Origin of the sequence: Aeromonas cavernicola, from assembly GCF_002795305.1 — a bacterium.
GTDB lineage: Bacteria > Pseudomonadota > Gammaproteobacteria > Enterobacterales > Aeromonadaceae > Aeromonas > Aeromonas cavernicola.
Genome location: NZ_PGGC01000116.1, coordinates 22,731 through 48,855 on the forward strand (window position 1 = coordinate 22,731; position 26,125 = coordinate 48,855).

Sequence of the window (26,125 nt, forward strand, 5' to 3'; positions counted from 1 at the left end):
TGTGTGAAAATCCGAAACCTATTGATTGGTTTCGGATTTTTTATGAGCCTCATTTGGACACCCGATGCTTCTAGCTGCACCGTTGCCAAGACCACCTCGTTCCAGTCACTGCCGAGCTGACTGTAGGCCATATCTGTGCCCTTGCGTTTTCCGGCGGCACCTTGGCACTGCTGTTCCCCGGTAGCCTAAATCAACGATCGCCCATTCAAGCGACTGCCTACTAACTGACGTCGTGCCTTTGACAACTGACCTGCTACCACCAACAACAATGCCAGTCAGATTGCTCTGACTGGCATCACGCTACTTGGTTGCTATGGCTGGGGATACAGCCGGGGTTGCCCTAGTTTGAGGTAGGATCTTACTCCTGCACCTCAGACACCCCTTCCACCTTCACATCCACACGGCGGTCAGGTGCTAGGCAGACAATCAACTCACGCTTAGATTGGCTAACACACTTATCACCGGTGACTGGGGATGACTTGCCACGGCCTTCTACATTGATCTTGCTGGCCGGAATCCCTTTGCTCACCAGATAATCCGCCACAGTTTGGGCGCGTTGCTCGGAAAGCTTTTGGTTATACCCTTCTGAGCCAATCCGGTCAGTATGACCAATCACCGTTGCTACGCCGTCTTTAGGCCGCGCTTCTTTGACTTGGCTGTAGAGGGAGTCCAGTGCCTCGGAGGCTGCAGGCTTGAGGGTGGCTTTATTAAAATCAAACAGCACATCTGAGCTGAGGGTGAACTGTTTTTCTACCACTACCGGCTCAGGGGCTGGTGCGGGAGCTGGGGCTGGTGCAACGGGAGCAACCTGGCCAAAACGGTAGACCGCTGCCAGCGAGAGCAGGCCATTGTCCATCCGCAAACCAATATCATCACGGCTGCCATAGGGGCTTGAGTATTGATACTCCAGCCGTGCAGCCCAGTCACGGTTCAAGGCATACTCAGCCCCTAATGCGCCTACCACCACAAAGCGGCTATCACTGTCGAACGCTTCGCTATCAACCCAGCCATAACCGCCACCTAAACGGCCATAGAGATCAATACCGTCAGTCACTGGGAAGCCTAGCTTCAGGGTCAGCTGAGCAAGCTGCGCTTTCACCTCATCACTAAATGCTGATGCAGTGAGATTGTTCACTGCATCGTATTTGTATTTACCCAGATAGTCATAGCCCAGCTCTAGGCCGAGGTTTTGGTTGATTTGGTAGCCAGCAAATGCACCCGCTCCTAGGGCATCATTGGTTTCATTGCCAATGGTCATGCTGTTACTTTCATCAACGCCATAGAAGTTGGACCACCCCAGCTTGGCACCACCGTACCAAGTGTTGTCTTGGCCAGCAGCTTGGGCATTCGTCGCTATCAAACCGGTCACGAGTAAAGCAATTAGTGATTTTTTCATCTCTTAGCCTCTGCAACTTTATGTAGGAAGGTTGATTGATATCACTCTACCTTCTAAGCACCCACGTTAAACAATGCTAAACGCATATCAACGTTAGTCTATTTTCAAGTGTTTGATATCAATTAACAAAAAACACCATATCGTAAATTTGTTTACAAACACAGCAACAAATTTCTGAATTGAGCGTGTGGAGTTAACAAATCAATAGCCCAAATGCAGATTCGGGCGAAAACACCTCCCATTACCGATCGCTTACTTCAGGAGCGACGAGGAAGAAATTCGTAGTACTGCTCCATAAACTGAGCCACCCGCTGCCCCAACGCCTTATGTACAGTGACGGTGGGATGAACTTGATCCCAAAACATGTGCTCATTGCAGTTGGGTGCGATAGCACGGCGAGTAGCCTGAGGCTTGACCACGGTTTGCGCCAACAGCGGGTTACCCGCAATGGCTCGCTGCTCCGGCAAGGTCAATGGCAAATGAGTCGCCGTTGCGGCCGTGGTGCGCGAGAACGGGGTCCACCAGTAACTGCCGTCATAACAGGCATGTTGGGTATCACTTAAGCCAAATTGCTGCGGGTTTTGCATCATTTCATCAAACTGCTGGTCCACCGCAAACAGTTTCACAATATTCAGCGGCGCAAGTTCACGGGTGAGATTGAGCAGTCGCTGGTTATGGTAACGGCTCACTTGGCGCATCGACTCCACGATCTTCATACTCACCGCCGACGGCGTGCGTGACAGATCTGGCAGATTCAGCAGCACGATATGCTTGGCCCCATTAAGAACCAATCGATTAGCCGCTAACCGTATCGTGGTGATCACTCGATCGACATCACGGTTTTTTGTCCAGCCATAAGCCAGATAGTCATTAGCGCCAACCCAGATCACCACCACATCATCAGGACGGAATTTATCCTTGTTCAAAAACTGACTGATTTCGTAATCAAGGTTATTGATCACCTGATATTTAGGGTCCCATGCCCAAATATTGCCCCATCCTAATTTGTTATAGGCAACTGCCGTCGCTCCTCCCTCAGCCTCATTTGCCAATAGCAGCCCAGGGAAATAGTCATCACGTAAGTGCTCCAGCCAGACGGGGCCATTACTGAATCGTCCGTTGTAATAGGGGGGGCTGGAGGGCAGGTAGCCCTTCATTTTTTGATACATTTTGCCGGTATCAGAGAGGCTATCGCCAAACATCACAATCCGAGAAAAAGCCGGACGATCCACTGCCTGCACGCTCAGAGCAAACAATCCCAACAAACAGATAAGCCATTGCTTCATATCAAGTTCCTCATCTATCGAGCAGATAAAGTCGGCCAAGAGACCCGCCACTCATACCAAGATGGGCCACCTTAGTATCAGCTATCACCGTTCAAAAAAGCCCCATACGAATAACACACTATCGACCCGAGTGAAACGTGCCGCCGTCATCCAGAACAGTGCTCAACCAGCCTATTTCACATTTTTTTCACACGTGTTCCGTCACCATGATCGAATATCACAACCATAAACAGGAGCATGAAATGAACAAGGCAAGTACAAGCATCATCGGATTGTTGACCCTGATGTCAGTGTCCTCTTTCGCTATCGCAGCCTATACCGGCACTCAGGATCAAAACTCAGTCTCTGTGGCGCAGCTAAAAGACTTGGCCGATGACAGCTGGGCCACCTTGGAAGGGAAGCTAGTTAAGCATCTAGGCGGAGAAAACTACCTGTTCCGTGATGCCAGCGGAGAAGTGGAAGTGGAAGTTGATCAAAAGGTATGGCGCGGCATTGAAGTTGGGCCAGATGACCTGATCCGGATCCGTGGGGAAGTCGACCACAGCTGGAACAAAACCGAAGTTGAAGTTGACTCATTGGAGAAAGTGGGTGCAACTGCCCCCAACAAGGGTGGCTTCGTCGCCAAATAATCCCCCAGTCAACCACTGCTCAAGATAACGTGCTTGGCCAATGGATTCAGGGCGCTTGGATACAAGCGCCCTGATTTTTTTTGACCTCTGGATGATCGCGCTAGCCTGCGCGGCTGCCTCCCTGTCGCCTGAAGCCTTTTTCAGCCTGATTCACCTTGTAGAGATAGCGGCGCGCTTCCGCTTTAGGGTGCTGCTCAGTCAAGACCTGATAGACCGCTTCGGGAGAGAGCCGGTTAATCCGTCCCGGCGCCGCCTTGCGATCACGGGAGAAGGTATTGAGCACGCCGCCCGCCCCTCCGTTATAGGCTGAAATCACCGCATAGCGGCGAGACCTCGGATCTTGAATGTCGGCCAGATAGACGGTTTGCAACAGGTGTAGGTAGGCGGTCCCGACATCAATGTTATAAGCCGGATTAAACAAGTCCTCGCGAGTCGGTTGGCCATTCTTACCTTTGACCCGCACATAGACATCACGCCCTGCGGTAGCTGGGATCACCTGCATCAGACCATAGGCATTGGCATGGCTGACGGCATAAGGGTTAAAACTGCTCTCCGTTTTGATCACCGCATAGATCAAGCTCTCGGCCACCCCATACTTGCGGGATGCCTCCCGAATGAGGCTGGCGTACTTATAACCGCGCCGATCCTCATGGTTAGCCACCATCGGAATATCGACAAAGAAGATGGTACGAATACCCAAGGTGCGCTTTTTCATCGCCGTGTTGAGCAGATAGTCGGCGTAACGCTCGGCACGCCAGTCAAAGCGGATCGGCTGGCCTTGATTATCCAACACTTGGCCATACAAAAAAGGATCGCTGCCGGGCAAAATTTCCCGATCGGAATACAAGTCCACTTCGGCGGGATCATCGGGGGTCAACAGGGTTTCGATAATCGCGCGGCGCAAATGGGCACGCGGCTCCACCCCAGACACGGTCTCGACCATGATGTGGCCGCTGGTAAAATTGATGTGAGCACGACTCTTGTATTGGTCGGTGTACTTAACGTAATCAAACCGGCCAGCAAACAACGCTTCACGGCCCCATATCTCGTTCACGTTATGGGAAAGTGCACTGATCATGTGCTCAAAACCACGCACATCCTTGCCATTGACCAAACCATCATCCCCCTTACCACTCGGTTTAGGGGACGATGAGCACGCACAGAGCAGCAAGGTGCAGAGCAGCCAACAATATCGGCTCATAAGATCCTCAACTCGGGCAACAGCGCTGCCCACAATGGCGTAGCGGTTTACTGGCTGGGCGGGGTATAGCCGTCAATCTGTACTTCACCTGCCTCAAACAAGTAGTTAATCATCTCTTTTTCCAACAGCTGACGATGTTCGAGGTTCATCATGTTGAGCTTCTTTTCATTGATCAGCATTACTTGTTTTTTCTGCCAATCCAACCAAGCCTCTTGGCAAATATGGTCAAAAATCCGCTTGCCGAGCTCCCCCGGATAAAGTTGAAAAGCCAGTCCAGGGCCCTCTTTTTTCAGGCGTTGGCAAAATACGATACGACTCATCATCACCTCTTTGGTTGTAAATCTGGATACGCGAGCAAACGGGCAGTGGCTGCGGCCAGCCCCACCTCGGCAGGGTGGCGTAAGTTATACCAGAGTCGGTTATCCGCTGCCATGCACTGGGGAACTGGGGGCTGGTTTAACCCTATCAACAGCGGCGTAATATCTAGGTGAAAGTGGCTGAAAGTATGGCGAAAACCGCTGAGCTCACGGCAATCGCTAGCGCTAACGCCCAGCGCGGCCAATGCCCCCTCGACCTCAGAGACAGAGGCCACCTGAGGAAAGCAATACAGTCCGCCCCAAATACCTTGCGGCGGGCGTTGCTCCAGCAAAATCTCGTCACCATGGCGAATGATCAACATGATGCCTGTGCGGGCTGGTATCGCTTTTTTCGGCTTGCTGTGTGGATATGCGGTCGGCTCACCTTGCAACCCCCCTTGGCAGTCAGCGTGCACCGGGCAACGGGTGCAAGCAGGCTTGCTCCGAGTACAAATCGTCGCCCCGATATCCATCATGGCCTGATTGTACTGAGCAACCCCGACTCTTGGGGTGAGCCGAGTGGCAATCTCCCACAGCTGGTTTTCTACCTGCTTCTGGCCAGGCCACCCCGGCAGGGCGAGCCAACGGGTGAGCACCCGCTTGACGTTACCATCAAGGATGGCATGAGGTTGATCGAGGGCGAGCGACAACACCGCACCGGCAGTGGATCGCCCAATTCCAGGCAGGGCCATCACCTCATCAATCAGCTCGGGAAAGAGGCCGTGATAGTGATCGCGGATCTGCTGGGCCGCCTTGTGCAAATTACGCGCTCGGGCGTAATAACCCAGCCCGGTCCAGTGGTGCAGCACCTCGTCGAGCGGGGCATCGGCCAACGCGAGGACATCGGGGAAGCGGGCCATAAAGCGCTGATAGTAGGGGATCACGGTCGCAACTTGGGTCTGCTGCAACATGATCTCAGAGACCCATACCCGATAAGGCGTTTTGTCCTGCTGCCAAGGCAGGGTTTTCCGACCATGGAGCTGATACCACTCCAGCACTCGACTTGCGAAGGTTGATTGATTCACGTTGCTCTCATGTCATTCATATCACGCGCGCGCTGCGCGCTGGCGGCCCCTCTCCACCGCTCGCCACTCGATGGCGATCACTTGGCGATGAGTGGCCGACAGTAGCCCTTGATCTGGTGCGGCAGGGTAAGGCCTCACCACGGCTAAGTCAAAGCAGCGCCTCACCCTTTTTCACCCTCATGGGCTGGCAGTAAATCGGCGGCAAAGGCGATATACTCAGCGCCACATCGAGGAAGGGGGGACACCACTTGCACATTTATCTGGTTGGGGGCGCCGTGCGGGATCGCCTGCTGGGATTGCCACAAGGCGATAGGGATTATCTGGTGGTCGGCGCCACGGTAGCGCAGATGCTGGCGCAGGGTTTTAACCAAGTGGGCCGCGACTTTCCGGTCTTCCTCCACCCGCAAACCCAAGAGGAGTATGCCCTCGCCCGCACTGAGCGCAAGCAGGGGCAAGGCTATACCGGATTTACCTGCCACGCAGCCCCTGATGTCACCCTAGAGCAGGATCTGCTGCGCCGTGACCTCACCATCAATGCCATTGCCGAGGATGATCAGGGCCAGCTCCACGATCCCTACGGCGGTATTGAGGATTTAAAAAAACGGCTGCTGCGCCACGTCTCCCCCGCGTTTGCCGAAGATCCCTTGCGCATTTTGCGGGTTGCGCGCTTCGCCGCCCGCTTTCAGCAACAAGGCTTTCTGGTCGCCCCCGAGACATTGGCCCTGATGAGCGAGATGACCGCAGCCGGCGAGCTGGCCCACCTCACCCCAGAGCGGGTCTGGAAAGAGCTAGAGCGCGTGTTGCTTGGGCCAACGCCCCACGTGTTCTTTGAGGTGCTGCGTCAATGCGGCGCCCTCAAGGCACTGTTTCCTGAGCTGGATGCCCTGTTTGGGGTGCCCGCCCCAGCCAAATGGCATCCAGAAATCGATACCGGCATCCACACCATGATGGTGCTGGCACAAGCGTGTCAGCGGTCGAGCGATCTCAGCGTGCGCTTTGCCGCGCTCTGCCACGACTTTGGCAAAGGTTTGACCCCAAAAGAGTTTTGGCCAAGCCACCACGGCCACGGCCAAAAAGGGCTGCCACTGATCCGGGCGTTTTGTGAGCGCTTTCGGGTGCCTAACGAGTGCCGGGATCTGGCTCTGTTGGTGAGTGACCTGCACACCCATATCCACATCGCCTTTCAACTCAAGCCAGCCACCCTGCTCAAGGTATTTGATAAAGCAGACTGCTGGCGCAGGCCCGAGCGTTTCGCCCAGTTATTGGAGACCTGCCGCGCCGATTTTCACGGTCGGACCGGCTTTGAAGAGCGGGTCTATGCCGAACCCGACTATGTCGCCGAAGCCCTAGCGGCCGCCCAAGCAGTGCCCGTCCGTGACATTGTGGCGGCGGGATTCCAAGGGGAAGAGATTAAAGCGCAACTGGCTAAGCGGCGCACCGATGCCATCAGCCGAGTAAAAGATGAGTGGACCTTTCTCGGCGAATCCTAGCCCGCTGAGTACCCCTGGCCGAGCGGCTCAGCCTTCTTGCTGGGCAGGCTTTGCTCACCCAGATCGCACAAAAGCCCAACAGGGAATGCCTGCTGGGCTTTTTTGTGGTGCGCTTTCCATCATTGAGGCTGCACCAATCGGCTTCTTAAGTCGCCGTAAGCGAAACCACACATTAACCCCGCAAGGCAGCGCGGATGGCACAGTCAAGAGAGTGGATAGCCGCGCCAGTGGAGGACCCCAAGCTCGGCGTGTCAACTCTGGTGATTAGAAACGACGTACAAACTCACTGATCGGCAATTCCCGCACTTTACGGGCTTCCTGCATCGGGGTGCCAAGGTAGAGGAAACCCACCAGCTGATCCTGCACCGCTAATCCCAGTCCCTTGTTGATCTGCTCATCGAAAATAAACCAGCCGGAGCGCCAAATGCCGTTAAAGCCCTGTGCTTGCGCCGCCATCTGCATCGCCATCACGGCGCAGCCGGCAGAGAGCTCCTGCTCCAACTTTGGCACTTTGGGGTGATCCTGATAACGGGTGGCGACCGCAATCACCAACGGCGCTCGCAGCGGCGCCTCACGGCACTTCTTGATGCTCTCTTCATCTTCACCGCGCGCACCAGCAGCCTCAGCCAGCAGTGCTCCAAGCCGCTCTCGGCCCTCTCCCTCAAACACAATGAATTGCCAAGGGGTCAGGGTACCGTGATCCGGTGCCCGCAAACCCGCTTTGAAGATAGCGTCGAGCACTTCGCCGCGCGGGGCAGGCTCGGTGAGGCGACCACAAGAGTGGCGGTTAAGCAGCAAGGTGAGGGCATCCATGGGCAATTCCTTCTTTGGGCAATGGTGGCGTTACCTTAGCACAGCACCGAGTGAAGAAAACCCCAGAGGCTCAGGAGGTTAGTGTTGGGCCTCTGCGCTGGCGACTAGATGATGGCCGCCAGCTCAGCCCCTTGCCGAATGGCCCGCTTGGCATCTAGCTCAGCCGCTACGTCGGCACCGCCGATGATATGCACCGGTTTGCCTGCCGCCTGCAATCCGGCTTGTAGCTCGTTGAGCGGCTCTTGTCCGGCGCAGATGATCACCTGATCCACCGGTAGGCACTGTTTGGTCTCGCCCACCTGAATGTGCAAGCCTTCATCATCGATACGCAGGTATTGCACCCCACTGAGCATCTGTACTTTACGGTTTTTGAGCGCGGTGCGATGGATCCAGCCGGTGGTCTTGCCAAGACCGTCCCCGACTTTGCTCTCCTTGCGCTGGAGCAGCCAGATCTGGCGCTCTGGCTCATCAATATGGGGCGCTATCAGACCACCTCGTTCAGTAAGCTGCTTATCAATGCCCCACTCTTTAAGCCAGTGATCGCGTTGACGCGCTGCATCGGGTGCAGCTTTTTTCTCCACCAGATACTCAGCGACGTCAAAGCCAATGCCACCCGCGCCGATCACTGCCACCTTTTGCCCCACCGGCTGGTGATCCCGCAGCACATCAAGGTAATTCATCACCTTAGGATGGTTAATTCCTGGAATATTGGGGTTACGCGGGCGGATGCCAGTGGCGAGGATCACCTCGTCAAAACCGCCGCTAAGCAGGCTCTCGGCACTCTGACGTTGGCCCAAATAGAGCTCAACCCCACACCTCTCTAAGCGCTTAGCAAAATAGCGTAAGGTCTCATGGAACTCCTCCTTGCCGGGGATCTGTTTGGCGAAGTTGAACTGACCGCCGATTTCATTGGCCTGATCGAACAAACTCACCTGATGACCACGCTCGGCGGCATAACAGGCAAAGGCCAGCCCAGCGGGGCCCGCCCCCACCACCGCCAGCTTTTTGGACTGGGGCACCCGACCAAAGGTCAGCTCAGTCTCGAAGCAGGCGCGGGGATTGACCAGGCAGGAGGCTCGCTTTTGCTTAAACACATGGTCGAGGCAAGCCTGATTGCAGGCGATACAGGTGTTGATCTCGTCCGCCCGATCTTCAGCCGCCTTAATCACAAACTCAGGATCGGCCAAAAAGGGCCGCGCCATGGAGACCATGTCTGCCTCGCCGCTGGCCAGAATCCGCTCGGCCACCTCAGGGGTATTGATCCGGTTGGTAGTGATAAGCGGCACCTTGAGGTGCTTTTTCAGCTCAGCCGTCACCCAGCTGAAGGCGCCACGGGGCACGCTGGTGGCGATGGTGGGAATGCGCGCCTCGTGCCAGCCGATCCCGGTATTGATCAGGGTCACCCCCACTTGTTCCAGCTCCTGCCCCAGCGCGATCACCTCTGGCAGTGAGGAGCCCTGCTCCACCAGATCCAGCATGGAGAGGCGGAAGATGATGATGAAATCGGGGCCGACCCGCTCGCGGATGGCACGGACAATCTCCACCGGGAAGCGCATCCGATTGTCGCTGCTGCCGCCCCAGCTATCGGTGCGCTTGTTGGTGCGCTCGCAGATGAACTGGTTGATGAGATAGCCTTCCGATCCCATCACCTCGACCCCGTCGTAGCCCGCGCTCCTGGCAAGTTGTGCGGTGGCGGCGAAGTCGCGGATGGTGCCGCGGATCTGCCGCTCGCTCATGGCGCGCGGCTTGAACGGAGAGATGGGGGCCTTGAGGGCGCTCGGCGCCAGGCTGAACGGATGATAGGCGTAGCGGCCGGCATGGAGGATCTGCAGGGCGATTTTGCCCCCCTCCTGATGGACTGCCCGAGTCAGCTTTTGGTGCTTACTCACCTGCCAAGGAAAGCTCAGCTGCGAACCATGCGGCACCAAGCGCCCGCGCAAATTAGGGGCAATACCGCCGGTGACAATAAGGCCAACCCCACCGCGCGCCCGCTCAGCGTAGAAGGCAGCTAGCTTATCAAAGCCCCCTTTTTCCTCTTCGAGGCCGGTGTGCATAGAGCCCATCAGTACCCTATTGCGCAGTTGCGTAAAACCGAGATCGAGCGGGGTCAATAAGGTGGGATAACGGCTCACGAGGCCTCCGGTTAATTTTTTGTTATCAGATTGAAGCTAGAGTAAAGAATCAAAAACTCTTTTTCAAACAAATGTTTGCACAAAATTTCAGCTAACAATCGTGCCCCGAACCCGTTGCTAGGCGGTTCCCCTCGCAGGACATGGCAATTTTGCTCGCAACTGGTTAATAATGGCGCTCTTCTACCCATTAACAGGGCAATAACGCGACTATGTCTATTTTCAAAGGCCTGAGCTGGCTGTTTCGTGGCCTCTGGCGCTTGCTCAATTTCACTCGGCGGCTGCTGGTCAACTTGCTGTTTTTACTGATCGTACTAACACTCGCCGTGACCTTAAGCCAGAGCGAAACGCCGCAAGATCCCGTGGAAGGGGCACTCACCCTCAATCTTAATGGCGTGTTGGTGGAGCAGCGTTCACAAAACGATCCCACCCTTCAGCTACTGCGCCAACTGGACGCTAGCGATGAGCAACCCAGTGAAATCGTCCTCTCTGAACTGCTCTGGGCCATCACCAGCGCCAAGGATGACGAGCGCATCAAGGCGCTGGTGATCAAACCGCAAGGGCTACAGAACACCAGTTTTGCCAAGTTGCAGGAGATCACCACCGCCATCGACCAGTTCAAGGAGAGCGGTAAGCCGGTTATCGCCATGGCGGATTTCTACACTCAAGGCCAGTATCTGTTGGCGGCCCATGCCGATCATGTGCTGCTTAATCAAAGCGGCGCCGTGATGATCGAGGGGCTGGGCGTCTACCAGACTTACTTCAAGTCGGCGCTGGAGAAGTTCAACATCACCCCCCATGTGTTTAAGGTCGGCACCTACAAATCCTTCGTCGAGCCTTATACCCGTGACGAGATGTCACCTGAGAGCAAAGAGGCCAACCAGCGCTGGCTCGATCAGCTGTGGCAAGCCTATATCACTGATGTCGCGGAGCAGCGAGAGATCGAACCTGAGGCTGTGGCACCAAGCAAAGAGCACTTCCTCGCCCTGCTCGCCAAGGCTGGGGGCAATGCCGCCAACTACGCCCTCGATAATGGCTTGGTCGATGAGCTCGCTACCCGTGATGAGATGACCCAAGCAGTAATCAAAGAGGTGGGCGAGAGCGACGACCATGGTTGGAAAGGCATTGGCCTGAAAGGCTATCTGGCCGCCATTCCCGAGCAATACCCACAAAGCGGCAAAGAGGAAGTGGGTCTGGTGGTCGCCAGCGGCGCCATCATGGATGGGGTACAACCAGCCGGCACCATCGGTGGCGACAGCCTATCAGACCTGCTCGCCGATGCCCGCCGCGATGACAAGGTGAAAGCCGTGGTACTGCGGGTCGATAGCCCTGGCGGTAGCGCCTTCGCCGCCGAGCAGATCCGCGCTGAACTGCTCGCCCTCAAACAAGCGGGCAAGCCGGTGGTCATCTCGATGGGCAGCTATGCCGCCTCCGGTGGTTATTGGATTTCCGCCGATGCCGACAAGATCTTTGCCTCCCCCACGACCCTGACCGGCTCTATCGGGGTATTCGGCATGTTTGCCACCATCGATAAAGCGCTCGCGCAATATGGCGTGTACACCGACGGTATCGGCACCACTGATTACGTCGGGGTTGGCCTCACCCGTGCGCTGCCAGATCACGTCGGTCAAGCCATTCAACTCAGTGTGGAAGACACTTACCAGCGCTTTGTTAGCTTGGTGAGCAAAGGCCGTGGCCTGAGTCCAGAAGAAGCTGAAAAAGCGGCTGAAGGGCGGGTCTGGACCGGTGAAGATGCCAAGGCCCTCGGTTTGGTCGATGAATTTGGTAACCTCGATGACGCCATTGAGGCCGCCGCCGAGCTGGCCAACCTCAAAGAGTGGCAAGTGACCGCCATCGAGCCAGAGGAGTCAGCCAAAGATAAGTTCTTGCGCCAACTGTTCGACAGCAGTGCACAAGCATTGGCCCCAACGCTAGCACGGGGGTTACCAGCCAGTGTAAGCCAAGGGTTGCAAGCGCTCAGCCGCACGCTTGATCCCTTAACCCGCCTTAATGATCCAAAAGGCACCTACGCCCTCTGCCCAGTCTGCGTACCATAACGCCGCTCGGGTGATGACGTAAAAAATAACGGCGACCAATGGTCGCCGTTATTGTTAGCTCGCCTGTGGTCACACCACAGCTCACCGCCTGATTAGGGGTTAAGGCGAGTGGGTAAGCCGGTACGCTGTTCCAGCACTTGCTTCACCACGTTGGAGTCAGACTCGACATGGGCGATAAAACGGGTGGTCGCTTGAGTCATCGGCAACGGCGCGGAAGCAGTAGAGTTAAACTCCTCCTCGGTACGCGACAACGGCTCGTGCACTTCCATGTAACGCCCGCCATCTGGCTCAACGGTCGTCTTAACTGGTTGGTTAACGAACTGGACGCGGGTGCCGACCGGCACGTTGTCGAACAGATACTTGATGTCATCGGCCCGCAAACGCACACAGCCACTGCTCACCCGTAAGCCAATCCCGAAGGTGGCATTGGTGCCGTGAATGGCATAGAGGTTACCGATATAGAGAGCGTGCAGCCCCATCGGGTTATCCGGGCCTGCTGGCCACACGGCTGGCAGTGTCTTGCCTTGCGCTGCGTAGCGGCGACGAATATTTTCGGTCGGGGTCCAGGTAGGGTTAGCGCGTTTGCGCTGTACCGTGGTCACCCAGTTTTCCGGCGTATCAGCGCCAAGTTGGCCGATACCGATAGGCAGCACTTGGACCACGTTTTTGCCTTTCGGGTAGTAATAAAGACGCATCTCGGCCACGTTGATCACGATCCCTTCACGAGGCGCATTGGGCAGGATCAACTGATGGGGAATGGTGAGCGTGCTACCCGCTTTCGGTAGATACGGATCGACCCCTGGGTTGGCTTCCATGATGTTGGTCAACCCTAGTTGGAACTCAGCTGCAATCTGCTCCAAGGCGCGATTGTCCGCTGGCACCACATAGTCAATATTTTCACCGATCAAGCGGCTATCAGCCGCAGGCAGACGGTACTCAACGGCGGCAGCCTGCTGGCTAACCAACGCAAATGTGCATAAAAGCGCCGAAGCGGCGGTGCGAAGGGGATTCATAAAATTCCTGTGTGGTTTCCTGTACCCAATTGGCCAAGGGCCATCTTAATCTCGGTCTACCCATGGCGGGATCTCCCGCACCACAGGCCAATAACCGAGCGCGCATTCTTTCCTGAGTCGGCCAAAATTTCAACTTTGTTATGCGGCTTTCACCATCAAAGTCAGCTGACTAAACCAAATTCTGTGACCCATCCAGCGTGCCCCCCACAAGATGAGCAAAAGATGAATGCAGGGTCTTTTGCTACTTTTCTCTACCCAGTCACCATTTTCAGGATTAACAACTAATTTAAAGCCAAATATCAGCCATAAACTTCATAACTTGCACTGTATTCAACAAAAAACAGCATCCCATCATGAGCACTCAACAGCGCGCTAGCCACTTGGGCGAATGGCCCTAACATCTTAGCCATGCCCTGATAGGGATAGGCGCATTGGTATGTCATACCCAATGCTAACTGGAGCGTTTTTAGGTAAAACGGCTGCATTTTGTCGTTTTTCACTCCAGTGCCGCATTTATCGTACTTTCCATTTTCTTGTGCTTGATTTTTGTTTGAGAGCTTTTACAGTGGCCGAATAAACTGTCCGCTGTTGCTGTGCCTTGTTCCCACTCATGTGCCGAGCCCGTCACAATATCTGGTGCCACTGGGTGGAACCAATAGGTGAAAATCAAGATGACGGGCACAGCCCAAGGCCAAGATAGCGAGTGACACGGCCCTCATAACATGAGTGCTGAACACAGGGGCTCGTCACGGGATGTGACTGACCACAAAAAGCACAACAAGGACGAGGTACCATCATGCTGTCCTATTTTCTACGTCGGATGCTGCTAATCATCCCGACGTTTCTTGGTATCACCCTGCTGGTCTTCACCGTCACCCGTTTCGTACCGGGCGGCCCGGTCGAACGGATGCTGCTGCAGGCTCAGGTTTCCCAAAATGAATCGGTCCGATCCAGCGGCAGCAAGGGGGCGCAGGCCCTCTCCGATGAACAGATCGCGGAGCTCAACGCTTTCTATGGCCTCGACCAGCCGATGCTGGTCGCCTATTGGGCGTGGCTGCAAAAGCTGGTGGTGCTGGATCTCGGCGAATCGACCCGCTATTACGAGCCGGTGTGGGATCTCATCAAGGAGCGGCTCCCCGTCACCGCCTTCTTCGGACTGGCGACCTTTGTGCTGAGCTATGCGGTCTCCATCCCGCTCGGGGTGGCCAAGGCGCTCAGGCACAACAGCCGTTTTGATTCGCTCAGTTCCATGCTTATCTACATGGCCTATGCCCTGCCCGCCTACGTGGTGGGGATCTTCCTCATCACCGTCTTTGCGTTTCATCTGGAGTGGCTGCCGATGGGCGGGTTTCCGGGGGACGAGTTCGACTCGATGACCAGTAGCTGGGAGCAGATCCGCACCCTCTTCGCCCACGCCCTGCTGCCGCTTATCGCCTACGCCATCGGCGATTTCGCCATCCTCACCATGACCATGAAAAACAGCCTGATGGAGAACCTATCGGCCGACTATGTGCGTACCGCCGTGGCCAAGGGATTGCCGTTTCGCAAGGCGGTCACCGACCATGCCATGCGCAACAGCCTGATCCCCATCGCCAGCCACTTAGGAGCGGTGCTCACTGTCTTCTTCGGCGGCTCCTTCCTCATCGAGACCATCTTCAACATCGACGGCATCGGCCTGCTCGGCTATGAAGCCATCGTCGAGCGGGATTACCCCACCGTCATGGGCATTCTGGCCATCACCTCGATGCTGATGCTGATAGGTAATATCGTCTCCGATATCTGCGTTGCTCTTGTTGATCCGCGCGTGCGGTTTGGAGATTGACCATGAACCAGACCCCGCTTGCGATGCCGATGCTGATATCTGGCCATATCGTCTCCGATATCTGCGTCGTACCTCCTGTTGATCCCCGCGTGCGGTTTGGAGAGTCATCATGACGCTCAATCCGGTCACGGTGAAAAAACTTAAGCGCTTTAAGTCGATCAAGCGCGGTTACTACGCTTTTATCCTGTTCGCCATGCTGGTACTGCTCTCCCTACTGGCGGAGCTGCTGGTCAACAGCCGCGCCCTGATCGTGAGCTATCAGGGCCAGCTCTACTTCCCCACCTATGGCGAGGTGATCCCCGGCCAGCAGTTTGGCCTCGATTACCAGTACGAAACCAACTACCGCCAGCTCAAGGCCAACTTTGCTGCTGCGGGCAAGGGGGATTGGGTGCTGCTGGCGCTGGTGCCTTGGAACCCCTACGAGCAGGATTTCAAGGAGGATGCCTATCCACCTTACCCACCGAGCCTGAGCGAGCGCCACCTGCTTGGCACCGACACCAGCGGCCGCGATGTGCTGGCGCGGCTGGTCTACGGCTTTCGCATCGCCATCGGCTTTGCCTTTATCGCGCTAGTAGCCAGTTACACCATCGGGGTCACGCTCGGTTGTCTGATGGGGTTTCTCGGCGGCCGCTTTGACCTTATCTTGCAGCGCTTTATCGAGATCTGGTCGCAGGTGCCCTTCCTCTACGTCATCATGATCTTGGTGTCGCTCACCAAGCCGAACTTCGGCCTGTTTGTTGCCATCAACGTGCTGTTTGGCTGGATGGGGATCACCTGGTATATGCGCACCCTCACTTACAAGGAGCGAGCACGAGATTATGTGATGGCGGCGCGGGCACTGGGGGCCAGCACCGGGCGGATCATCTTCCACCACATTTTGCCCAACACCCTGATGATGATCGTCACGCTGGCGCCATTTGCCGTGGTGGGTAACATCTCCACCCTGACCGCGCTCGACTATCTGGGCTTTGGCCTCGCGCCGCCAACCCCGAGCTGGGGTGAGCTGCTGGCGCAGGGCATCAATAATTTGGAGGCTATCTGGATCGTCAGCTCAGTGGTCACTGCCGTGAGTCTGGTGCTGATCATGGTCTCCTTTATTGGCGAGGCGATCCGCGAGGCGTTCGATCCGCGGCAATTTACCCGCTATGAGTGATCCGTGATGTGCTTACTGCACGCATCACGCCCCTTACATCGACCAGCCCCCACCACGGGGCATGACTGGGAAGTCAACTATGAAGAATAAAATCAAATGGATAGGTACATTTTTAATGCTAGTGAACAGCTCGCTCGGGTGGGCAGCCACGTTGCCCTCGGATCTCAAGTGGGAAACCAACGACACCGATCCGCTGTTCGCCTCCCCTAAGGCACTGCCTGGCGGCAGCCTCACCATGTTTATCGATAGCTTTCCGCTCACCTTTCGCACCGTGGGGCACGACTCCAACGGCTCGTTTCGCTCGTTTATTTTGGATAACCAGCTGCGGCTGATCAGCTTTCACCCCAATACCGGCAACCCGATCCCATCGCTGGCCACCCACTGGGCCATCGCGCCAGATAGCCAGACCGTCTACTTCAAGCTAGACCCTCGGGCCAAGTGGTCCGATGGCAAGCCCGTCAGTGCCGACGACTACACCTTCGGCTACGAGATGATGCGCTCCAAGCACATCAAGGGGCCTTGGTTTAACAACTACTACACCACCGAAGTGGTGGCGGTAGAGAAGATCGATGACCATACCATTGTGGTCAAGGCCGGCAGCCGTAAGGCCAAGCTGGATCTGCTCAATACCACCGAGCTGTGGCCCCAGCCCAAACACTACTACAAGCTGACCCCCAACTGGGTGAAGCAGTACAACTGGGCGGTAGTGCCCACCACCGGCCCCTATGTGATCAGCGAGGTCAAAAAGGGCAAGTCGGTCACCTTTAGCAAACAGAAGGATTGGTGGGCCCAGCAGGATCGCTATAACCAGCACCGCTTTAACCTCGACACGGTCAAGGTGCAGGTGATCCGCGACCACAACATTGCATTTCGCCACTTCCTCAAAGGAGAGCTCGATACCTTCGAGATGATCCTGCCCAACTGGTGGCATGAAAAAGCAGTCACTCAGGAGTACCAAAAGGGCTATGTGCAAAAGGTGATGGCGATGACCGACACCAAACAGGGCGGCCAGGGGGTCCATCTCAACGTGGCGAATCCTAAGCTGGCTAACCTCAACGTGCGGCTCGGCATCCAGCACGCCTTAAATATCGACAAGATGATCGCCACTGTGTTGCGCGGTGACTATGACCGCGCCACCACGTTTAGTTCCGGCTTTGGTCCCTTTACCGACATCAAGCTGGCGAAGCGGGCTTACGACATCAACAAGGCGCGGGAGTACTTTGCCAAGGGCGGCTACAACAAACCGGGGCCGGACGGCATCTTGCAAAATGACAAGGGCGATCGGCTGACGCTGACGCTCACCTACACCAGTCAGGAGCACTCCAAGCGCTTGACCCTGCTCAAAGAAGAGGCCAAAAAAGCCGGTCTGGATCTGGAGCTTAATCTAGTGGATGGTGCCACTGGCTTTAAGGTGATGTTGGAGAAGAAGCATGAAGCCGCTTGGCTCGGCTGGGGCGGCGGCGGTCTTTATCCGCAATATTGGGAAGCATTCCACTCAGCCAACGCCAACAAGGTGCAGACCAACAATCTATTCAATGTGGCGGACAAAGAGCTGGACGAGCTGATCGACGCTTACGGCAACGAATTTGACATGACCAAGCGGGCTGCGTTCTCCCACCAAATCCAGCAGCGGATCTATGATCTCGCCATCTTCGTGCCTGGGGTGCAACTCAACTATGTGCGAGCCAGCAGCTGGCGCTACGTGATGCTACCCGAGGTGCCCGCCACCAAGAACACCCCAGACCAGCTCTACTGGCCGATGGATGGCTATCCCCACAGCAGCGGTGGCTTGCTCTGGATCGATCCCAAGGTGAAGGCGCAGACCCAACAAGCCAAGGAGGCAGGTGAAGCACTTACCCCCATCAACCTGCTCGACCAGACCTATGCCCCCAAGTGAACAGGGCACCGTGATGCCCAATACTCAGCAACCCCTCCTTGAGGTACGCGATCTCGAGGTGGCGTTTACCGTCGATGGCAGCCGCATCAAGGTGCTCGATGGGGTCAGCTTCAAGGTGGCTGCGGGTCAAACCTTAGGCCTCGTCGGCGAGTCCGGCTGCGGCAAGAGCGTCACCGCTCTTGCGATGATGGGGCTGCTACCCAAGCCCCACGGCCAAGTGGTGGCTGGCTCCATCCGCTTTGCGGGACAGGAGCTGCGGACCCTGGCGCCGGATCAACTGTACCGATTACGCGGCAACCGCATCTCGATGATCTTTCAGGAGCCGATGACGGCTCTTAACCCAGTGCAGACGGTGGGCGAGCAGCTGATGGAGGTGTTTCGCCTCCATCGCCCCAGCGACGATAAGGCCCAGCGTAAAGCGGCGGCCATCGCCATGCTGCAGAAGGTCGGTATCCCAGAGCCTGAGCAACGCTTTGCAGTCTATCCCCACAACCTCTCTGGCGGTATGCGCCAGCGGGTGATGATCGCCATGGCGCTGGCCTGCGAACCCGATTTGCTGATCTGCGACGAACCGACCACCGCGCTGGATGTCACCATTCAGGCCCAGATCCTCGAGCTGATGAAAGAGCTGCAAGCCCAGACTGGGATGGCCATTATTTTTATCACCCATGATCTTGGGGTGGTAGCACAGCTGTGCGATGAGGTGGTGGTGATGTACGCGGGCCGAGTGGTGGAGCAGGCGGATGTGTTCGAGCTGTTTGACCACCCGCGCCATCCCTATACCCAAGGGCTGATGAGTGCCATCCCCCGCCTTGAGGATCAACCAAAACGCCTGCTCAAGACCATCAAGGGTCAAGTCCCAGCCCTGCATGAGATGCCAGCAGGCTGCCGCTTCGCCAACCGCTGCCCTCACGCCACCGATCTTTGTCTGATGGCGGCGCCAGCGGTGGAGCAGCTAACCCCTCATCACCAGGCGGCCTGTCACTACTGGAAGGAGTTAACGCGATGACCACCCTGTTATCGGTCAGGGACCTGAAGCAGCACTTTCGGCTAGGCGGTGGCTTGCTACGCAAGCGCTATACGGTTTATGCGGTGGATGGCGTCAGCTTCGACCTAAAACAGGGGGAGACGCTGGGGCTGGTGGGGGAGTCGGGCTGTGGCAAGTCCACCCTTGGCCGCAGCTTGCTCAAGCTGATCGAGCCCACCGCAGGCACCCTTACCTTTGAGGGACGCGATATCACCACCCTTAGCGCCAACGAGATGCGTTCTCTGCGCCAAGAGATGCAGATGGTGTTCCAAGACCCCGCAGAATCCCTCAACAGCCGTCACACCGTGGGTCAGATCCTAGAAGAGCCCTTTATCATCCACGGTAAGGGCAATAGTGAGCAGCGACGAGGCTGGGTGCAGGAATTGCTGGCAAAAGTGGGCCTACCTAGCAGTGCGCTAGATCGCTACCCCCACGAGTTTTCCGGCGGCCAACGCCAGCGCATCGGCATCGCCCGCGCCATCGCCCTCAAGCCTAAGCTGCTGGTGTGCGACGAGGCGGTGTCGGCGCTGGATGTCTCGGTGCAGTCGCAAATCGTCAATCTGCTGCTCAGCCTGCAACAGGAGATGAACCTCGCCATCCTGTTCATCGCCCACGATCTGTCGGTGGTCAAACATATCTCGGATCGGATTGCGGTGATGTATTTAGGCAAAATTGTCGAGCTGGCAGAGGCTCAATCGCTCTATCTGACGCCGCACCACCCCTATACCCAGGCGTTGATCTCGGCTATTCCGGTGCCGGACCCACGGCGGCGCAGCCAGCGCATTGTACTGAGCGGCGATGTGCCCTCGCCCATCTCGCCGCCGAGCGGCTGCCACTTCCACCAGCGCTGCCCTCATGCTACCGCCATGTGCAGCACCGTGGCTCCAGCATTGGTTATGTGCGGCCATGCCGGCCATCAGGTCGCATGTCATCACCCCCTGATAAGCGCTCCGCTCGCCGTACCAGCGGCTAACGAGTGAGCCCCACGCTGCGCAAGCTGGCAGGCTCGCGCAGTGACCACCGCTGGCACGGCTCGTTTATCCTAATAAAAATAATGGCTTGGGTTGTTATCACACTCCCCAAGCCATCTTCGTTTTTTAGCTTACTAGCAAGGCAGGTAACGCCCCAGCCATCTCTAGTGGCTGATTACTGCCATGTCGCCTCGCCTCGGACTACTTTAGCACCCAGCTCCAAACCACTGGTCACGGGTAGGTCTGGGTAAGCTGACTTCATTGCCTCGACCAGGGTTGCGGTACTGCTGGTTGTCGCCAACTCTTGCTCAAAACGCATCACGTAATCGCGCGTAAAGGTAATTGCCTCGGTCCCAGCAGGGGCGTTATCTCGATAATGGCCGGGAATAACCCGGGCAGGGTTGAGCGCCAGCATGTTATTTAAGGCGGCAACCCACTCGGTGCGCTCGGCTTTGGTTGGCGTATCAGCCATCCACAGGTGTCGACCATAGCCCACTAATTCCCCCCCAAAGGCCGTTTTAAGAGAGGGTGCCCATAAGAAAGCATTCGGAGTATTAAACTCTTTGACCTCGATCCGCTCGCCTTCCAAGGTGAGGTAACTGACGTTGTATACCTCTGGCACAATCAGATTTTTGGGCGCCCCATCGCCCAAAATAGGGCCCCAATAGGCCAGTTTGCTCTCTTTGGTTTTATTAATATGATCAACCACATGCTGGCTAGCGAGGACTTTGACGTCAGGAAAGGCTTTAACCAAAGGCTCCAAACCAAAATAGTAATCAGGATCACCGCCACTGATATAAATACGGGTCAGCTTCTTGCCGCTTTTCTTAACCATGTCGACCAAGGCTTGTCCATTTTTAGTATCAAATTGGGCATCAACAAGCATCGCCTCTTTCTCGCCGTAGATCAGCTCAGATGAAACAGAGGTCACCGATTGTGAACCAGGGTTGAATACCTCTATCGTCAGGGGAGCGGCCGCAGCATAGCCAGCCATTGAGATGGTCACCGCCAACGCCAGTACATTCATTTTCATAGCTAATCCTCAATTAATAATACACGAAACAGTGTTGATTATATTTTTTGCAACACCGCCATATTGCTAATCTATGAACGAACTACTTCCCCTAAAAACGATTTAAAATATTATATTTACTTTTTATTAGTATAATTAACTTGCACAACTAAAATCCTATTTAGCCAGCGAGATATTTCAATTATTTTGCATTATAAATTGCAGCAGCAACATTGTTAAATAACGCATAAGTAAACACAAGCGCTTTTTAAAATAGCAATCTATCATCAGCAACGATATGACAGTGATTAACCAGCACTCGCCCCCATATATTGATAAATCGCCTAATTAGATAGCCCTAATCTAATTATTAGGCTATCCCCAAAACACCATCTAGGCATAATAAAATAGCTCACTACTCCGACCTTAAAATAGGTCATTTATCTCCCCTTAAAATCACAAAAATAACAACCAGTTCAGTTAGTTAACAACAGGTTTTATTGATCTTAAACAAAGGGAAAAACCGCATTTGAGGTCAGGCTGTCTCGATGTGATGACACAATAATAAGAGAGCAAAAAATGAAGCAATGTTATTTATTGTTGGTATTGGGTTTACCTGGAATGGCCGTGGCAAATGAACCTATTCAGCCGGTAGAAAAGGTGACAGTCAGCTCACCAGAAAAAGTGGAGCTAGGTAAAATGTTGTTCTTTGAACCACGCTTATCTAAATCCAATGCTATTTCCTGTAACTCCTGCCATAACCTCGCGACCGGTGGCGTCGATAATCAAGTCAGTTCCCTCGGTCATAAATGGCAAGAAGGGCCGATCAACTCACCAACGGTCCTCAATGCCAGCCTCAACTTTGTCCAATTTTGGGATGGCCGCGCCAAGGACCTCAAAGAGCAGGCCGCAGGCCCTATCGCTAACCCGTTAGAAATGGCATTTACCCATCAGTTAGCGGTCGAAACCCTGCAAACCATGGCGGAATATCGCACTCGTTTTAACACCATTTACGGTAAGCGTGATTTTGGCATCGATGAAGTGACCGATGCCATCGCCGCATTTGAAGAGACCCTGGTTACCCCCAATGCGCCCTTTGATCGCTGGCTAAAAGGCGACACAAAAGCCCTCACCGCCCAACAGCTTAATGGTTACAAGCTGTTTAAAGAGAAAGGGTGCGTCGCTTGCCATAATGGCGTCGCCATCGGCGGTAACTCCTATCAGAAGATGGGGCTGATCAAACCCTTTGCGACCCAGAACAAGGCCGAAGGTCGAGGGGCGGTGACCGGCGAGCAACAGCTGATTGGCTGGTTCAAGGTGCCCACCTTACGCAATATAGAGCTGACGGCCCCCTACTTTCACGATGGCTCAGTATGGGACTTGAAACAGGCGGTCACCATCATGGCAGACATTCAGCTTGGCCAAACATTAACCGAGCAAGAGAGCGATGACATGACGGCCTACCTCAAGAGCTTGACCGGTGACCAGCCGCAAATCGTGCTGCCAATCCTGCCACCTTCTAGCCCGACTACCCCCAAACCTGAAGTCAAAAGCTAACGCTCAGATGACACCTTGCGAGCCCCCACGACGGGGGCTCGTTATCTCGCCCCACTCAGCGGCGTGGCCATTGCCGCCACGATCCCAGTGGCCATGGCATCCGCGCCGTCAGCATTGACAGCCAGCGCCACGGGGTGCAGCATGCCGCCCCTAATACCCCCCAGCTCCCCGTTTCAGCGCAACACGAGGCACGTTTCATGAAGGTCACCATTTTTGGCACAGGCTATGTCGGGCTAGTACAGGCCGCCGTGCTGGCCGAAGTGGGCCATCAGGTCTGCTGCGTGGATGTGGATGGCGAGCGAATTGCCGCCATCAAACAGGGGCAGCTCCCCTTCTATGAGCCAGGGCTAGCCCCGCTGGTCGCACACCATCTGGCCAGTGGCCACCTCGGCGTCACGGTCGATCCCGCCATGGGTGTAGCCCACGCTGACCTGCTGTTGATCGCCGTGGGCACCCCAGCGGATCAAGATGGCTCGGCCGATCTGCAACAGGTGCTGGCGGTGGCCGATACCATAGGCCAGCTGATGGGTAACCCCAAAGTAGTGGTGACCAAAAGCACGGTGCCGGTCGGCACAGCACAGCAGGTTCGGCAGCGTATCTTGCATCGACTGGCCGAGCGAGGGCTGGATCTTGCGTGTGAGGTGGCGGCCAACCCTGAATTTCTCAAACAAGGGGCCGCCGTCATGGACTGCCTGCGGCCAGATCGCATCATCATCGGTTGTGACAGCGAGCGGGCGCTGGCCCAGCTGCGCGCCCTTTATGCCCCCTTTAACCAGGATCACGCTACGCTCAGTCACGACAAAATAGTGGTGATGGATCTGCGCAGTGCCGAACTCACCAAATACGCGGCGAATGCCATGCTGGCCACCAAGATCTCCTTTATGAACGAGATGGCCGCGCTGGCCGAGCAGCTGGGGGCCGATATCGAGGCGGTGCGCCAAGGGATCGGGGCCGACCCCCGTATTGGCTACCACTTTCTCTACCCAGGCTGCGGCTACGGTGGCTCTTGCCTCCCCAAAGATATTCAGTCGTTGCGTCATACCGCCGCCAGCGTTGGCTGCGATACCCCACTGCTAACGGCGGTCGAGCAGGTCAATCAGCGCCAGCAGCAGAAGATGGCGCACACCCTGCTGGCCCGCTTTGGCCCAGATCTGTGCGGCCGCACCTTCGCCCTGTGGGGGCTGGCCTTCAAACCCGGCACCGACGACATGCGCGACGCGCCGAGTCGCCCCTTGCTGGCCGCCATCTGGGCCGCCGGCGGTAGGGTGCAGGCGTTTGATCCCAAAGCGATGGAGCGCACGCGCCAGCTCTATGGTGAACGGCCAGATCTGCAGCTCTGCCCGACCCAAGAGGCCGCCTTGGCAGGGGCCGATGCCCTGCTGATCTGCACCGAGTGGCAACCATTTCGCACCGCTGATGTCGAGCAGATCAAAGCCCTGCTCAAGCAGCCGGTTATTATTGATGGCCGTAACCTCTACGATCCGCGCCAGCTTGGCGAGCTCGGGATTGACTATTACGCCATGGGCCGCCCCTCTTTCCCCACGGCCCAGCGCCCAGGCAAAGAGTGCCATCACCTAGAACATCAGCCAGCGCACCTGCCATGAGGTATCTGGTCACCGGCGTTGCCGGTTTTATCGGTTTTCACGTAGCCAGCGCGCTGTGCGCCGCAGGTCAGCAAGTGGTAGGGCTCGACAACCTCAACGACTACTACGAGGTGAGCCTAAAGCAGGCGCGGCTGACCCAACTGGCCCGTTTTCCCCATTTTCACTTCAAACAGGGGGATCTGGCGGATCGCGCCACCATGGCCGCCCTGTTTGCCAGCCATCCTTTCGAGCGGGTGATCCATCTGGGGGCGCAGGCGGGGGTGCGTTATTCCATCGACAACCCGTTCGCCTATGCCGACAGCAATCTCAGCGGCATGTTGACGGTACTGGAGGGGTGTCGCCAGCACGGCATCGAGCACCTGATCTACGCCTCCTCCAGCTCGGTCTATGGCCTGAATGATGCGATGCCGTACCATACCGAACAGCGCACCGATCACCCTGTCTCGCTCTATGCGGCAACCAAGAAGAGTGGCGAGCTGATGGCCCACGCCTACTCGGCGCTCTATGGTTTGCCCACCACGGGGCTGCGGTTTTTTACCGTCTACGGCCCGTGGGGTCGACCCGACATGGCCATCATCAAGTTCACCCGCGCCATTTTGGCGGACGAGCCCATCGAGGTGTACAACCACGGCGATCTGCGCCGTGACTTTACCTATATCGATGACATCGTAGCGGGCATCCTCGCCGTGGCCGACCAGCCCCCCAGTGCCCATCCCCAGTGGCAAGCGCGCACTAGCCCACCAGCCGATAGCGCCGCCCCCTACCGCCTGCTCAATATCGGCAACGGCCAACCGGTACGACTGCTCGATTTTATCGAGGCGCTGGAAGAAGCCCTCGGCAAGCCCGCCATCAAGCGAATGGTGCCGATGCAGGCAGGTGACATGCACGCCACCTGGGCCGACAGCGAGCCGCTGCACACCCTCACCGGCCTGCGTCCCGCCACCCCCCTCAAGCAGGGCATCGCCGAGTTTGTTCGCTGGTATCTTGCCTACTATCAGCCCGTCCGCTGATCCCGCTTATCGGTCATGACCCCGCGGGCTAGGCAGCAATACCATCACCACCATGGTCAGCAACACCCCCACTACCCCAACGCCTACCTGTGACCCATTCACTGTCGTCCCCGCCACCATCTCAGTCATCAGCACCAACACCGGAATAAGGTAGGTGTAGGCTGAGACCTGCTCCGGCTGCAACAACACGCTCCCCTGTTGGAATAAAAAGAAGCTGAGCGCCGTGGCAAACAGCGCCAAATAGCCCATCCCCAGCCACAGTGACCACGCGACCCCTTGCCAGTCGGTCACCAGCAAGCGGGGCGCGGTCAACAGGGTGAGCAAGCAAGTGGCGCAGATCAGGGTCCAGCAAGTGAGGTAGACAAATGGCTCACCGCGATAGCAGCGCTTCACCACAATCGGATTAACAGCCATCCCAACGCAGCCAAGCAGATAGATCAGATTGCTATTGGTTAAGCGCAACGTCGCCAGCTGACTAAGGTCGCCACGAAAAATGATCAGCGCGGCGGCCGCCATGCCGCCCAGCAGCGCCACCGCCATCAGGGCACTGATCCGGCGGCGAAACACCACCATACTGACCAGCGCACTGATCAGGGGCACCGTGGTGTAGAGCGCGCTAGCATCGAGGGCGCTGGTCTCTCGCAGCGCCACAAACATGGCGACGAAGTAGCACAGCG

At 56.3% G+C, this 26,125-nt stretch carries 22 protein-coding genes; 11 read left to right on the forward strand and 11 right to left on the reverse strand.

Annotated features, from left to right (window positions below; genetic code table 11):
• Positions 1 to 358: 358 nt before the first annotated feature.
• Positions 359 to 1,396 carry a porin OmpA gene (gene ompA / locus CUC53_RS13030; protein ID WP_100294557.1) on the reverse strand — a complete coding sequence of 346 codons (1,038 nt, stop codon included), beginning with the start codon at positions 1,394 to 1,396 and terminating at the stop codon, positions 359 to 361.
• A 257-nt stretch (positions 1,397 to 1,653) separates the two neighbouring features.
• Entirely contained in the window at positions 1,654 to 2,682 is a 1,029-nt protein-coding gene (locus CUC53_RS13035) for an SGNH/GDSL hydrolase family protein (RefSeq protein ID WP_100294558.1), read from the reverse strand.
• A gap of 242 nt (positions 2,683 to 2,924) precedes the next feature.
• On the opposite strand from CUC53_RS13035, the gene CUC53_RS13040 reads away from it, so the two are divergent.
• The gene (locus CUC53_RS13040; protein ID WP_100294559.1) at positions 2,925 to 3,311 is read left to right on the forward strand and encodes a YgiW/YdeI family stress tolerance OB fold protein; all 387 of its coding nucleotides are present in this window, start codon (positions 2,925 to 2,927) and stop codon (positions 3,309 to 3,311) included.
• Positions 3,312 to 3,411: 100 nt separating this feature from the next.
• On the opposite strand, the gene mltC is transcribed toward CUC53_RS13040, so the two are convergent.
• The 3 genes from mltC to mutY are packed head-to-tail and all read right to left on the reverse strand — an operon-like array spanning position 3,412 to position 5,893.
• Positions 3,412 to 4,512: a membrane-bound lytic murein transglycosylase MltC gene (mltC, locus tag CUC53_RS13045; RefSeq protein ID WP_100294560.1), complete on the reverse strand. Its 1,101-nt coding sequence runs from the start codon at positions 4,510 to 4,512 to the stop codon at positions 3,412 to 3,414.
• Between the two features lie 47 nt (positions 4,513 to 4,559).
• On the reverse strand, positions 4,560 to 4,832 hold the full coding sequence (locus CUC53_RS13050) for an oxidative damage protection protein (RefSeq protein WP_100294561.1): 273 nt from the start codon (positions 4,830 to 4,832) through the stop codon (positions 4,560 to 4,562).
• 2 nt (positions 4,833 to 4,834) lie between these two features.
• Entirely contained in the window at positions 4,835 to 5,893 is a 1,059-nt protein-coding gene (mutY, locus tag CUC53_RS13055) for an A/G-specific adenine glycosylase (protein WP_100294562.1), read from the reverse strand.
• A gap of 248 nt (positions 5,894 to 6,141) precedes the next feature.
• On the opposite strand from mutY, the gene CUC53_RS13060 reads away from it, so the two are divergent.
• Positions 6,142 to 7,383: a multifunctional CCA addition/repair protein gene (locus CUC53_RS13060; protein WP_100294563.1), complete on the forward strand. Its 1,242-nt coding sequence runs from the start codon at positions 6,142 to 6,144 to the stop codon at positions 7,381 to 7,383.
• 264 nt (positions 7,384 to 7,647) lie between these two features.
• On the opposite strand, the gene CUC53_RS13065 is transcribed toward CUC53_RS13060, so the two are convergent.
• Together CUC53_RS13065 and CUC53_RS13070 are read right to left on the reverse strand one after the other, a co-directional pair.
• Entirely contained in the window at positions 7,648 to 8,196 is a 549-nt protein-coding gene (locus CUC53_RS13065; protein ID WP_100294564.1) for an NAD(P)H nitroreductase, read from the reverse strand.
• 104 nt (positions 8,197 to 8,300) lie between these two features.
• Positions 8,301 to 10,328 (reverse strand): NADPH-dependent 2,4-dienoyl-CoA reductase, encoded by a 2,028-nt coding sequence (locus tag CUC53_RS13070; RefSeq protein ID WP_100294565.1) that lies wholly within the window; start codon positions 10,326 to 10,328, stop codon positions 8,301 to 8,303.
• A gap of 209 nt (positions 10,329 to 10,537) precedes the next feature.
• On the opposite strand from CUC53_RS13070, the gene sppA reads away from it, so the two are divergent.
• The gene (gene sppA, locus CUC53_RS13075) at positions 10,538 to 12,382 is read left to right on the forward strand and encodes a signal peptide peptidase SppA (RefSeq protein WP_100294566.1); all 1,845 of its coding nucleotides are present in this window, start codon (positions 10,538 to 10,540) and stop codon (positions 12,380 to 12,382) included.
• Between the two features lie 92 nt (positions 12,383 to 12,474).
• Here the strand turns inward: sppA and CUC53_RS13080 are convergent, their stop codons facing one another.
• Both CUC53_RS13080 and CUC53_RS13085 read right to left on the reverse strand, forming a co-directional pair.
• Positions 12,475 to 13,395 (reverse strand): L,D-transpeptidase family protein, encoded by a 921-nt coding sequence (locus CUC53_RS13080; protein WP_100294567.1) that lies wholly within the window; start codon positions 13,393 to 13,395, stop codon positions 12,475 to 12,477.
• 299 nt (positions 13,396 to 13,694) lie between these two features.
• Positions 13,695 to 13,895: a hypothetical protein gene (locus CUC53_RS13085; RefSeq protein WP_157798272.1), complete on the reverse strand. Its 201-nt coding sequence runs from the start codon at positions 13,893 to 13,895 to the stop codon at positions 13,695 to 13,697.
• Between the two features lie 296 nt (positions 13,896 to 14,191).
• On the opposite strand from CUC53_RS13085, the gene CUC53_RS13090 reads away from it, so the two are divergent.
• The 5 genes from CUC53_RS13090 to CUC53_RS13110 all read left to right on the forward strand — a co-directional run bounded on the left by CUC53_RS13090 (position 14,192) and on the right by CUC53_RS13110 (position 20,274).
• Positions 14,192 to 15,217 carry an ABC transporter permease subunit gene (locus CUC53_RS13090; RefSeq protein WP_100294569.1) on the forward strand — a complete coding sequence of 342 codons (1,026 nt, stop codon included), beginning with the start codon at positions 14,192 to 14,194 and terminating at the stop codon, positions 15,215 to 15,217.
• A 109-nt stretch (positions 15,218 to 15,326) separates the two neighbouring features.
• Positions 15,327 to 16,370, forward strand: coding sequence for an ABC transporter permease (locus tag CUC53_RS13095; protein ID WP_100294570.1), 1,044 nt, complete (start codon positions 15,327 to 15,329; stop codon positions 16,368 to 16,370).
• Between the two features lie 79 nt (positions 16,371 to 16,449).
• Positions 16,450 to 18,267 (forward strand): extracellular solute-binding protein, encoded by a 1,818-nt coding sequence (locus tag CUC53_RS13100; RefSeq protein WP_100294571.1) that lies wholly within the window; start codon positions 16,450 to 16,452, stop codon positions 18,265 to 18,267.
• The gene (locus tag CUC53_RS13105) at positions 18,254 to 19,276 is read left to right on the forward strand and encodes an ABC transporter ATP-binding protein (RefSeq protein WP_100294572.1); all 1,023 of its coding nucleotides are present in this window, start codon (positions 18,254 to 18,256) and stop codon (positions 19,274 to 19,276) included. Before CUC53_RS13100 ends, CUC53_RS13105 begins: the two co-directional genes overlap by 14 nt.
• Positions 19,273 to 20,274 carry an ABC transporter ATP-binding protein gene (locus CUC53_RS13110; protein WP_100294573.1) on the forward strand — a complete coding sequence of 334 codons (1,002 nt, stop codon included), beginning with the start codon at positions 19,273 to 19,275 and terminating at the stop codon, positions 20,272 to 20,274. Before CUC53_RS13105 ends, CUC53_RS13110 begins: the two co-directional genes overlap by 4 nt.
• A 166-nt stretch (positions 20,275 to 20,440) precedes the next feature.
• On the opposite strand, the gene CUC53_RS13115 is transcribed toward CUC53_RS13110, so the two are convergent.
• Positions 20,441 to 21,292 (reverse strand): MBL fold metallo-hydrolase, encoded by an 852-nt coding sequence (locus CUC53_RS13115; protein WP_100294578.1) that lies wholly within the window; start codon positions 21,290 to 21,292, stop codon positions 20,441 to 20,443.
• 564 nt (positions 21,293 to 21,856) lie between these two features.
• Here CUC53_RS13115 and CUC53_RS13120 point away from each other — a divergent pair.
• The 3 genes from CUC53_RS13120 to CUC53_RS13130 all read left to right on the forward strand — a co-directional run bounded on the left by CUC53_RS13120 (position 21,857) and on the right by CUC53_RS13130 (position 25,448).
• A complete protein-coding gene (locus CUC53_RS13120) occupies positions 21,857 to 22,834 on the forward strand; it encodes a cytochrome-c peroxidase (protein ID WP_100294574.1) in 978 nt (325 codons plus the stop codon).
• 197 nt (positions 22,835 to 23,031) lie between these two features.
• Positions 23,032 to 24,438 carry a UDP-glucose dehydrogenase family protein gene (locus tag CUC53_RS13125; RefSeq protein WP_100294575.1) on the forward strand — a complete coding sequence of 469 codons (1,407 nt, stop codon included), beginning with the start codon at positions 23,032 to 23,034 and terminating at the stop codon, positions 24,436 to 24,438.
• A complete protein-coding gene (locus tag CUC53_RS13130; protein WP_100294576.1) occupies positions 24,435 to 25,448 on the forward strand; it encodes an NAD-dependent epimerase in 1,014 nt (337 codons plus the stop codon). Before CUC53_RS13125 ends, CUC53_RS13130 begins: the two co-directional genes overlap by 4 nt.
• A 6-nt stretch (positions 25,449 to 25,454) precedes the next feature.
• On the opposite strand, the gene CUC53_RS13135 is transcribed toward CUC53_RS13130, so the two are convergent.
• On the reverse strand, positions 25,455 to 26,125 hold a 671-nt coding region (locus CUC53_RS13135), incomplete at its 5' end, for a DMT family transporter (RefSeq protein ID WP_100294579.1).